The sequence below is a fragment of the Lutibacter sp. genome (assembly GCF_046055765.1).
Classification (GTDB): Bacteria; Bacteroidota; Bacteroidia; order Flavobacteriales; family Flavobacteriaceae; genus Lutibacter.
The window spans coordinates 1-11,612 of sequence record NZ_JASFZF010000042.1 but is presented as its reverse complement, the minus strand read 5'-3'; the positions used below and the strand labels follow the sequence as shown (position 1 = coordinate 11,612).

10 protein-coding genes are annotated in these 11,612 nt (G+C 30.9%); 4 read left to right on the top strand and 6 right to left on the bottom strand.

Annotated features, from left to right (window positions below):
• The 3 genes from QM495_RS05265 to QM495_RS05255 form a co-directional block, all read left to right on the top strand.
• A partial coding sequence (locus QM495_RS05265) for an Ig-like domain-containing protein (protein WP_408671065.1) occupies positions 1-2,734 on the top strand: 2,734 nt, incomplete at its 5' end.
• 54 nt (positions 2,735-2,788) lie between these two features.
• Positions 2,789-3,709, top strand: a complete 921-nt coding sequence (locus QM495_RS05260; RefSeq protein WP_408671064.1) for a type IX secretion system membrane protein PorP/SprF — start codon at positions 2,789-2,791, stop codon at positions 3,707-3,709.
• Between the two features lie 15 nt (positions 3,710-3,724).
• A complete protein-coding gene (locus QM495_RS05255; protein ID WP_408671063.1) occupies positions 3,725-5,818 on the top strand; it encodes an OmpA family protein in 2,094 nt (697 codons plus the stop codon).
• A 278-nt stretch (positions 5,819-6,096) separates the two neighbouring features.
• Here the strand turns inward: QM495_RS05255 and sufD are convergent, their stop codons facing one another.
• The 6 genes from sufD to QM495_RS05225 form a co-directional block, all read right to left on the bottom strand.
• A complete protein-coding gene (gene sufD / locus QM495_RS05250; RefSeq protein WP_408671062.1) occupies positions 6,097-7,419 on the bottom strand; it encodes a Fe-S cluster assembly protein SufD in 1,323 nt (440 codons plus the stop codon).
• Between the two features lie 85 nt (positions 7,420-7,504).
• Positions 7,505-8,242 carry a Fe-S cluster assembly ATPase SufC gene (gene sufC / locus QM495_RS05245; protein WP_408671061.1) on the bottom strand — a complete coding sequence of 246 codons (738 nt, stop codon included), beginning with the start codon at positions 8,240-8,242 and terminating at the stop codon, positions 7,505-7,507.
• Positions 8,243-8,244: 2 nt separating this feature from the next.
• Positions 8,245-8,733 carry a flavodoxin family protein gene (locus QM495_RS05240; RefSeq protein ID WP_408671060.1) on the bottom strand — a complete coding sequence of 163 codons (489 nt, stop codon included), beginning with the start codon at positions 8,731-8,733 and terminating at the stop codon, positions 8,245-8,247.
• A gap of 1 nt (position 8,734) precedes the next feature.
• Positions 8,735-10,183, bottom strand: a complete 1,449-nt coding sequence (gene sufB / locus QM495_RS05235; RefSeq protein ID WP_408671059.1) for a Fe-S cluster assembly protein SufB — start codon at positions 10,181-10,183, stop codon at positions 8,735-8,737.
• A 28-nt stretch (positions 10,184-10,211) separates the two neighbouring features.
• Positions 10,212-10,583, bottom strand: coding sequence for a four helix bundle protein (locus tag QM495_RS05230; RefSeq protein WP_408671058.1), 372 nt, complete (start codon positions 10,581-10,583; stop codon positions 10,212-10,214).
• Between the two features lie 46 nt (positions 10,584-10,629).
• The gene (locus tag QM495_RS05225) at positions 10,630-10,959 is read right to left on the bottom strand and encodes a HesB/IscA family protein (protein WP_408671057.1); all 330 of its coding nucleotides are present in this window, start codon (positions 10,957-10,959) and stop codon (positions 10,630-10,632) included.
• A gap of 126 nt (positions 10,960-11,085) precedes the next feature.
• On the opposite strand from QM495_RS05225, the gene QM495_RS05220 reads away from it, so the two are divergent.
• On the top strand, positions 11,086-11,612 hold a 527-nt coding region (locus QM495_RS05220; protein WP_408671056.1), incomplete at its 3' end, for a thiamine-phosphate kinase.

Sequence of the window (11,612 nt, the reverse complement as noted above, 5' to 3'; positions counted from 1 at the left end):
AGATCCAACCACTTATAACGCTCAAGGTACTTATACCGTAACTTGGACTTATGATGATGGAAATGGAAATACGAGCAATCAAACCCAAACAGTAATTGTAGCTGATGTAACCGCACCAGTAGCGGACATAGCAACTTTATCAGATGCAACAGGCGAATGTTCAGCAAGTGTAACCGCACCAACAGCAACGGACAATTGCGAAGGAACCATCACAGGAACAACAACAGATCCAACTTCATATAGTGTTCAAGGAACTTACACAATAACCTGGACTTATGATGATGGAAATGGAAATACGAGCAATCAAACCCAAACAGTAATTGTAGCTGATACAACCGCACCAGTAGCGGACATAGCAACTTTATCAGATGTAACAGCACAATGTTCAATAACGAGTTTAACAGCACCAACGGCTACAGATAATTGTTCTACGGTAACCGTAACTAATGATGCAAGTTTACCAATCAACACCCAAGGCACAACAAAAGTTACTTGGACATATACAGATGTTGTTGGCAATACCAGCACACAAACACAGAATGTAGTAATTACAGATACAACAGCACCAGTTGCAGATGCATTAAGTTTAACAGATGTAACAGCACAGTGTGAAGTAATAAGTTTAACACCACCAACAGCTACGGATAATTGTTCGATAGTAACAGTAATCAACGATGCTACTTTACCAATCACAGCTCAGGGAACCACAACAGTTACTTGGGCATATACAGATGTAGTTGGAAATATCAGCACACAAAAACAGAATGTAGTTATTACAGATAATATAGCACCAACAATTAGTTGTTCTGCGAATGTATCAGTAAATGTAGATGCAGGAGAAACATTTGCAATAATAACTTTATTGACTCCTAGCACCTCTGATAATTGTGGTGTTGCTAATGTGACTAATAATGCTCCAGTCTCTGGACAATATTCGGTAGGTTCAACAACAGTAACATGGACAGTAGAAGATATTAACGGAAATATTAGTACTTGTGAACAGAATGTAACGGTTACCGATAATGAAAATCCAACAATCGTATGTTTAGCACCGATAACGGTAAGTTCAGATGCTGGCAGTTGCGATGCAACTGGTTTAGTTTTAGGAACACCAACAGTATCAGATAATAGTAGTGTAGCTTCCACAGTAAATGATGCACCATTAACGTTTCCAGTAGGAGAAACTATAGTTACTTGGACCGTAACAGACGGATCAGGAAATATAGCAACTTGTGATCAAATAGTAACGGTAAAAAGTAACCCTATAGCTTTTGATGATTCAGATAGTACTTTGGAAGATACTTCTGTTACAACTCAAGTTTTAAGTAATGATACTGACTGTGATAATAATATTAATTCACAAAGTGTCACTCAAGTTTCTGCACCGAATCATGGATCTATTGTAATAAATAGTGATGGAACTATTACCTACACTCCAAACCCTGATTATAATGGAAATGATAGTTATGAATACTCAGTTTGTGATTTAGATGGTAATTGTGAAACTGCAGTGGTAACTATTCAAGTGAATGGAATTCAAGATGTTATAGATGACTCTGCAAGTACTAATGAAGATGTTTCAGTTACAATCAATGTGTTTGATAATGATACCTTTAATTCAAATAATTCAATTTTACTTAGTGGCGTAACTAATCCATTAAATGGAAGTGTACTAATTAATAGTGATGGAACTATAACTTATACCCCAAATCCTGATTTTAACGGTGTTGATATCTTTACATACACAGTAACGGTTACTTTACCAGATGGAACTATAACACAAGAAACAGCTCAAGTAATTGTTAATATTTCAGCAGAGGAAGATATTGTTGATGACACTGCCACAACTTTTATGAATATTCCTGTCATTATTAATGTTTTGGAAAACGATTCCTTTGAAGGCACAAATCATGAAATAACTACTATCATTGAACCAAGTAGTGGAACTGTTATAATTAATAATGATGGGACTCTGACTTATTCACCAAATACAGGTTTTGTAGGTACTGACTCTTTCAGTTACACGGTAACGGTTACAAATGTAGATGGTACAACTACTTTTGAAACTGCAACAGTTTTTGTCACAGTGAAAGCTGTAATTGATGCAGTAGATGATTTAGTTGAATTGGAAAATGATGAGCCTATAGATATTTCTATATATGATAATGACTCAAATATTCCTACAGAAGGTACATTAACAATAGAACAACCAGAAAACGGAACAGTTACTATAGATGATAATGGAACACCAAATGATCCAAGTGATGATATTGTAACTTACCAATTAAATGCTGATTTTATTGGCGATGAAACCTTTGAATATACTATATGTGATGCTTATGGAAATTGCGATACGGCTACGGTTACTATTATTGTTGTAGGTGTTTTGGCTGATTGTATTATAGATTTTCCAGGCTCAAAAAATAGTAAATATGAAGGTTATGGAATTTCGCCAAATAATGATGGCTATAATGATGTATTTATCATTGATTTACTTGAATTTTGTTATCCTAATTACCAAATACAAATTTTTAACAGATGGGGAAATGTAGTGTTTGATTATACGCATAATGGGGATTCTTATAACAAACCTATATGGTGGGATGGTAAATCAAATGGAAGAATGACTTTAAACAAAGGAGAGGTGTTACCTGCAGGTACTTATTTCTACATTCTTTATTTAAACAAAAACAATAGAAAACCTGTTTCAGGATATATTTACTTGACCAAATAAAAATTATAAAGTGAAAAATTTAAAAAATAGTTCACAAAAAATAATTAATTTATTATGAAAAAAATAAAAATATTAACTTTTACAATATGTGTTTTGATAACATCTTTGGCTTTTGGTCAACAAGATGCTCAGTACACACAATATATGTACAATATGAATATTTTAAATCCTGCTTATGCCGGATCAGAAGGTACTTTGAGCATAGGTTTGCTTGGAAGAACCCAATGGGTAGGTATTAGTGGAGCTCCAAAAACAATGACTGCAGCTATTCATGCTCCAGTTGGTAAAAATGTAGGACTTGGACTTTCTGTGATTTCAGATAAAATAGGACCAGTTAAAGAGCAAAATGCTTATGTTGATTTTTCATATACTTTGCAAGTTTCCGACAATGCAAGATTAGCTTTTGGATTAAAAGGAGGGTTTACCTTTCAAAATATAGATTTTTTTAAATTATCAATATCTCAAACCGAAGACCCATTATTTGCTGAAAATTTAAATAAATCCTATCCAAATTTTGGTGTTGGAACTTTTTATTATACTGATAAATTTTATGTTGGATTGTCCGTTCCAAACATGTTGGCAACTCGTCACTTTGAAAAAAGGAGTGGTATTGTAAGTAAAGCAATTGAAAACTCTCATTATTTTTTGACCTCTGGTTATGTGTTTAATATGTCCGATAATTTAAAATTAAAACCATCTATAATGTTAAAAGGAGCTAAAGGATCTCCGTTATCAATTGATTTATCCTTAAACGCCTTATTATTAAGCACTGTTGAAGGAGGGTTATCGTGGCGAATGGATGATTCAGTAAGTGGAATGATTAATTTTAAAGTAACACCTACGTTAAGAATTGGATATGCATACGATTATACTTTATCTAATTTAGGGGATTTCAATTCAGGATCTCATGAAGTGTTTTTATTATATGATGTTGATTTATCAAGAGGTGATTTTAAATCTCCAAGATTCTTTTAATTTAAAAAAATTATGATGCTCAAAAATATCGCAATATTATATTTTCTGCTTTTAACTATTATGGTTAATGGACAAGATAATAGATATACCATTCAAAATTTAAATGCTAATAATAGTTATTCAAATTTTGGAACTACATTTTATGGTGCAGACAAAGTGGTGTTTGCTTCCCCAAAAAAATCTTATATCATTAGAAATAATTGGAAAGGGAATAACCAACCTTTTCTAAACTTATATATTGGTGATATTGCTGAGGATGGTCAACTAATAAATGTAAAAAAGTTTTCAAATAAATTAAATACTCGTTTTCATGAATCAGATGTTGCGTTTACTAAAGATTTAAAAACTGTTTATTTTTCAAGAAATAATTATTTTAATGGTAAAATTAAAAAAGACACTACAGGTATTTCTTTAATTCAATTGTATAAAGCCTCCATTAGTAATAAAGGAGCTTGGACAAACATTACCCCAATGCCTTTTAATAATGATAACTATCAAACCGGCCACCCAACATTAAGTGCTGATGAAAAAACACTATATTTTATTTCAGATATGCCGGGAGGATTTGGCAAAACCGATATTTACAAAGCTTCAATTAGCAAGGATGGAAGTATAGGGAAACCTATAAATTTAGGATCTCAAATTAATACTCCCAAAAGAGAAATGTTTCCTTCAATTTCTGGTAACGATGAATTGTATTTTTCTTCAGATGGAAGAAAAGAGGGATTAGGAGGATTGGATTTATACGTTTCAAAAATATCAGAAAAAGGATTTGGAGCCCCTCAAAATTTAGGAGTACCAATGAATAGCCCAAAAGATGATTTTTCATTTATTTTAAATTATGAAACTCGTAGAGGATATTTTTCATCAAATAGAGAAGGAGGAAAAGGAGATGATGATATTTATACATTCACCCAAAATATCCCATTTGAATTTGAATGTAATCAACTTGTAAATGGTGTAGTTACAGAAAAAAATTCTGGTAAAATATTACCAGATTCAGAAGTTAAATTATTAGATATCTCTGGAAAAGAAATAGCAAGTGTCCTTTCAGATAATTTAGGAAAATACCATTTTGATGTAAAATGTAATGAAAACTATATTCTTTTAGGAAATAAGAAAAATTTTGAAGATGATTCTAAAGAAATTTATGTTTCTGCTGGTGAAGACTTAAATGTTCCATTAACATTGACTTTAAATCAGTTTGTGCTTAATAGTGGTAAATGCATGGTTAAAATTAATAATATATATTTTGATTTTGATAAATGGAATATTAGAAATCAATCAAAAGAAGAATTGGACAAAGTGGTCGCTGTAATGCTAAAATATCCTGAACTAATTGTGGAAGGTGGGTCTCATACGGATAGTAGAGGAACTTCAACATATAATAATTATTTATCCACAAAAAGAGCAAAATCAACGGTAAAATATATAATTGCACATGGAATTAAGGCTGAAAGAATTTCTGCTAAAGGATTTGGTGAAAGTAGGCTGTTGAATAAGTGCAAAAATGGAGTTAAATGTGGCGAAGAAGAACATCAATTAAATAGAAGAATCGAATTTGTAATTGGAAATTATGATGCTATAAAAGATAAATACCCAGAAATTTGTCCTACCGCAAAGTCCTTCTCTAAGAAAGATTTGATGCAGTTTGAAAAAGAAAATAAAATTGAAATAGAAAAAGAAACAGCTTTAAAAATAAAAATAGAAGAGGGTGATTTTATAAAATTACGTGAAATGTATATCATAAATATAAAACCTATTTTATTTGATATCAATTCTTCTTATTTAGCAGAAAAAGATATTATGGAATTAAATAAAGTTGTTAAAATTATGAATCGAAACCCTCAAGTTATTATTGAATGTGGTTCACATACAGATTCAAGAGCTAGCGAAAAATATAACAAATGGCTATCCGATAGAAGAGCCAAAAGAATCGTGGATTATATTATTTCTAAGGGAATTTCACCAACTCGAATTTCAGGAGTTGGGTTTGGAGAAACCAAATTAATTAATGGTTGTTCTAATGGTGTAAAGTGTTCAGAATATGAACATCAACAGAATAGAAGAACTGAATTTGTTGTAAAAAATTCTGAAATCCTGAATTAAAAAAAATTAAGAGTTGTGGATTAAAACGGTATTAAACTGCTTATAGAGCCCGTGGGGGGATCTATAAATCAATCAATCCCAAAGCCACAACTCTTTTTATAAATAATAATCTTTTTAAATATATACTAATAACAATTAAGAGTTGTGGAAAGGTATTAAAATTTTGTATGGAGCCCGTGGGGGGATCTATACAATCAACCCCAAAGCCGCAACTCTTTTTCATAAAAAAAAGCCGAGAATTAAATTATCGACTTTTTTTTATTTTTAAAGTTAATTTTTTATAAATCAAATCCTAATTCTACATTTAATTTGGCAGCAATAAACTTTGCTATTTTTGTTTTTAATTGGGGTATTTTTATTTTTTCAACCACATCATTTCCAAAAGCATATAAAAGTAAAGCTTTTGCTTCTTTTTTTGGGATTCCACGAGATTGCATATAAAACAAAGCAGTTTCATCTAATTGCCCAATAGTACAACCGTGCGAACATTTTACATCATCAGCAAAAATTTCTAATTGAGGTTTTGCATTTATAGTTGCGCCGTCATCAATTAAAATGTTATTATTTTGTTGAAAAGCATTAGTTTTTTGAGCATTTCGTTCAACCAGTACTTTTCCATTAAAAACACCTGATGATTTATCAGAATAAATTCCTTTATAAAGTTCATGGCTTTCGCAATTTGGAAATTTATGATGAACTAATGTGGTATTATCTACATGTTGTTTATCATTTAAAATTGTAATGCCATTTAAATTAGAAGTTATTCCTTCTCCTTCGTGATAAAATTCTAAATTATTTCTTGTTATTTTTCCGCCAAATGAATAGGTGTTAACCGATGCAACACTTTGCATTTTTTGAGATACGTAAGTGCTATCAATTAAAGAGGATTTTTTAGTGTCGTTTTGAATTTTATAATAATCAACAACAGCTCTTTTATTTGCAAAAATTTCAGTCACAGCGTTTGTCAAAGTAATTTCTTGTGATAAATTTTGATGACGTTCAATGATTTGTACGTGCGAATTTTCACCAACAATTACTAAATTTCTTGGTTGAAGCATTACTTCTTTTTCACTACCTGTTGAAAAATAAATAATTTGAACCGGTTTAGGAACAATGGTATTCTTAGGAACATTTATAAAAGCGCCTTCAATAGTAAATGCAGTATTTAATTGAGAAACACTTTCATTTTTGTTAGCTATTTTATTAAAATAATTGTCCACAACCATTTTGTATTTTGGACGATTTAATGCTGAAGATAACACACATACATCACAATCGTCATGCGTAGTGGTTGATAAAAACGAACTAAATACACCATCCACAAAAACTAAAGTGTACGTTTCAATATCATTTAATAAATATTTTCGAATATTTTTGAATCCAACAGGATTTTTAGTTTCTGGAAACAAACAATAATCTTGTTTTAGTAAAGGTTTAAGATTGGTATATTTCCAATCTTCAATTGCTTTAGTTGGAAAACCTTGTGCTTCAAAAGATTTTATTGCTTCTAATCGAATGGCATGTGTATTAGAATCGAGGTCTAATTTTCCTTCATTTTCAAAAGCTAAGAATGAAGAGACTAATTTTTCTTTTAAATCCATTTTTTATGAGTTTTCAGTCTCAGTTTTCAGTAATCAGGAAATAAATTTCTGTTTACTGTAACTGCAAACCGTTTACTTTTAATAATTATTTCAACCAGTCGTACCCTTTTTTTTCTAATTCAAATGCTAATTCTTTTCCACCAGATTTTACAATTTTACCATTGTATAAAACGTGGACAAAATCAGGAACTATATAATCTAGTAATCGTTGATAGTGCGTTATCACTACCACAGCATTTTTATCACTTTTTAACTTGTTAACTCCTTTAGCAACAACTTTCAAAGCATCAATATCTAAACCAGAATCCGTTTCATCCAAAATGGCTAATTTAGGTTCTAACATGGCCATTTGAAAAATCTCATTTCTCTTTTTTTCTCCTCCTGAAAACCCTTCATTTAATGACCGAGATAAAAATTTGCGATCAATTTCTAATAAATCTGATTTTTCACGAATTAATTTCAGCATATCTTTAGCTGCTAATTCGTCTAAACCATTAGCTTTTCTAGTTTCGTTAATAGCCGTTTTAATAAAGTTTGTAACGGTAACTCCTGGGATTTCAACAGGATATTGAAACGATAAAAAGATACCTTTATGCGCTCTTTCTTCAGGAGCTAAATCTTTCAAATCCTCGCCATCAAGGGTTACATTCCCTTCAGTTACTTCAAATTCTTCTTTTCCTGCAATAACAGCAGACAAGGTGCTTTTACCAGAGCCATTTGGGCCCATAATTGCATGAATTTCTCCAGGTTTAACTTCAAGATTTATTCCTTTTAAAATTTCTTTATCGTTTATACTTGCGTGTAAATTAGTTACTTTTAACATTTTTATAGTTGTATTAATTCTATATTTTTCAGTTCGTTAATTTTATCAGCATTAAAATGAATTTCACCGGTATAATTCATTCCTAAATAATCTGCTGATTTTTGAAATGGGATGTAAAAACTTTTAGCTATTTCATCGTTGTGTGAATTTGAAATTACAAACATGTTTTTACCTCTTAATTTTCTTCCTGTTTCTTTTTCAACTCTTATTAAATCTGAAAACCGATCAAAAAACACTTTCATAATGCCACTCATATTATACCAATAAACGGGTGTTGCAAAAATAAGTGTATCATATTTATTTATAATTGATTTTATAAGTGGTAAAAAATCATCTCCTAAGTTTTTGCTTTCATAATCATAATAGGTAATATTATAATTATTTAAATCAATTATATCGATGTTGTATTTTTCTGAAATAGCAGAAACCACATTTGCCGTATTTCCTTTACTTCGGGATGAGCCTAAAATAATTACTTTTTTATTTTTCATATTACCCAACGCTACCTTCTAAACTAATTTCTAATAATTTTTTGGCTTCTACTGCAAATTCCATAGGCAATTTATTTAGCACATCTTTACTAAAACCGTTTACAATTAAAGCAATTGCTTTTTCGGTATCAATTCCTCTTTGATTACAATAAAATAATTGATCTTCCCCAATTTTACTAGTAGTTGCTTCGTGTTCAATTTGAGCTGTTTTATTTTTACATTCTATGTAAGGAAAAGTATGTGCACCACATTCATTACCCATTAATAAAGAATCACATTGCGAGAAATTACGAGCATTGCTAGCTCTTGGACCAACTTTTACCAAGCCTCTATAAGAATTATTAGATTTTCCTGCAGAAACTCCTTTAGAAATAATAGTACTTCTAGTATTATTTCCTAGATGTACCATTTTGGTTCCTGTATCTGCTTGTTGATGATGATTGGTAACGGCAATAGAATAAAATTCACCAACAGAATTGTCTCCTTTTAACACACAACTAGGATATTTCCATGTTACTGCAGATCCAGTTTCCACTTGCGTCCAAGATACTTTTGCGTTGGTTTCACAAAGAGCTCTTTTTGTGACGAAATTGAAAACTCCGCCTTTTCCTTCAGCATCACCTGGATACCAGTTTTGTACGGTTGAATATTTTATCTCAGCATTATCTAAGGCAATTAATTCAACAACAGCAGCATGTAATTGATTCTCATCACGTTGTGGAGCGGTGCATCCTTCTAAATAACTAACATAAGCGCCTTCATCTGCAATTAAAAGGGTACGTTCAAATTGTCCGGTGCCGCTTTCATTTATTCTAAAATAGGTTGATAGTTCCATAGGACAAGTAACGCCTTTTGGAATATAACAAAATGACCCATCAGAAAAAACTGCAGAATTTAAAGCTGCATAAAAATTATCGGTTTTTGGAACAATGGTTCCTATATATTTTTTTACTAATTCAGGATGTTTTTCAATAGCTTCTGAAATAGGGCAAAAAATAATACCTTTTTCATTTAACGTCTTTTTGAATGTGGTTGCCACAGAAACAGAATCCATAACTATATCTACCGCAACGTTACTTAATCTTTTTTGCTCGCCTATTGAAATACCTAGTTTTTCAAAGGTTTTTAGTAATTCAGGATCTACTTGATCTAAACTTTCTAATTTCGGCTTCTTTTTTGGCGCAGAATAGTAGCTAATACTTTGAAAATCAGGTTTTTCATAGGTTACATTTGCCCAATCTGGTTCTTTCATTTCTTTCCAAATTTTGAAAGCATCTAGTCGCCATTCAGTCATCCAAGCGGGTTCGTTTTTCTTTTTTGAAATTGCAATAACCACGTCTTCATTTAACCCAATAGGAAATTTATCAGATTCAATATCTGTATAAAACCCATACTCATATTCTTTATTTTCAAGGTCTTTTTTTAAATCGTCTTCTGTAAACTTGTTCATAAGTTTTGAATGTTGAAAAGTTAAAAGTTTATAAGGTTGATTTTAAGTACTTTATAAAACCGCTTAATAACTTTGAAATTTCATTAATTTTTAATTTTATTTCTTCGAATTGATTTTTAGATATATAATCTAAATCAAAAGCTAAATACAACTGAGATCTAAATTCACCAGCCGATGCTTTTGCAATATATAAAAACCATATAAATTCTTTTGTTGTCTCACGTTCAAATCCTTCAGCAATATTTGAAGAGATAGAGACGCTTGCCCTTCTTATTTGGTCTCGTAATCCATAATCTTTAGAAAAAGAATTGTTAGTATTTGTTATTGCATATATAATTGAATTTAATTCTCTTGCTTTTTGCCAAGCTATGATTTCTTCAAAAGAATTTAATTTTGCCATTTATTTACATTCTACTTTTAAACATTCTAACTTTCCAACTTTTAAACTAAAGAGAAAACGATTCTCCACAACCACAAGTGCGTTCTGCATTAGGATTGTTAAAAACAAATCCGGTTCCGTTCAATCCACCAGAATATTCAAGTGTTGTACCTGCAACGTATAAAAAACTTTTTGTATCCACTATTATTTTAACGCCGTTACTTTCAAAAAGTTTATCCGCTTCTTGTTTTTCTTTATTAAATTTTAATTCGTAGGAAAGGCCAGAACAACCACCGCTTTTTACACCAACTCTAACAAAATGAATATCAGGATTTAACCCGTCTTCTTTCATGAGTTCAACTACCTTCTTTTTTGCTATGTTCGATACGTTTATCATTTGCTTATATAGATTAATTCTAAATTAGTGCAAATATAGGTACAAATAATCATTTTTAACAATTATTTTGAATTGATTACGCTAATAGAGTAATAGATGTTACCTATAAAAAATTATCTTTGCGAAATGTTAGAAAATAAAAATGAAAGTCGCACTAAATTAGCTGAATTGGGAGAATTCGGTTTAATAAATCATTTAACAAAAAATTTTAAATGCACTCAAAAGTCCACGATTAAAGGAGTTGGAGATGATGCTGCGGTAATTTCAACTAAAAAACAATTGTTAATTAGTAACGATTTATTAGTTGAAGGAGTTCATTTTGATTTAAGTTATATGCCTTTAAAACATTTGGGTTATAAAGCTGTAATGGTGAATTTATCTGACATTTATGCGATGAATGGTACTGCTACTCAAATTACGGTTTCATTAGCTGTTTCTAATCGTTTTCCACTTGAAGCTTTAGAAGAATTATATGATGGAATTTATTTAGCTTGTAAAAATTACAACGTAGATTTAGTAGGTGGAGATACTACTTCATCTACAAAAGGATTATTATTAAGCATTAATGCTATTGGTGAAGTTGATAAAGACAAGGTGGTTTATAGAAGTACTGCAAAACCAAATGATTTGTTAGTAGTTTCGGGTGATTTAGG

Coding starts and splice junctions, on each gene's coding strand:
- sufB (WP_408671059.1), bottom strand. CDS start 10,183: ATGAACAAGTTTACAGAAGACGATTTAAAAAAAGACCTTGAAAATAAA.
- QM495_RS05230 (WP_408671058.1), bottom strand. CDS start 10,583: ATGGCAAAATTAAATTCTTTTGAAGAAATCATAGCTTGGCAAAAAGCA.
- QM495_RS05260 (WP_408671064.1), top strand. CDS start 2,789: ATGAAAAAAATAAAAATATTAACTTTTACAATATGTGTTTTGATAACA.
- QM495_RS05240 (WP_408671060.1), bottom strand. CDS start 8,733: ATGAAAAATAAAAAAGTAATTATTTTAGGCTCATCCCGAAGTAAAGGA.
- QM495_RS05255 (WP_408671063.1), top strand. CDS start 3,725: ATGCTCAAAAATATCGCAATATTATATTTTCTGCTTTTAACTATTATG.
- sufC (WP_408671061.1), bottom strand. CDS start 8,242: ATGTTAAAAGTAACTAATTTACACGCAAGTATAAACGATAAAGAAATT.
- QM495_RS05225 (WP_408671057.1), bottom strand. CDS start 10,959: ATGATAAACGTATCGAACATAGCAAAAAAGAAGGTAGTTGAACTCATG.
- sufD (WP_408671062.1), bottom strand. CDS start 7,419: ATGGATTTAAAAGAAAAATTAGTCTCTTCATTCTTAGCTTTTGAAAAT.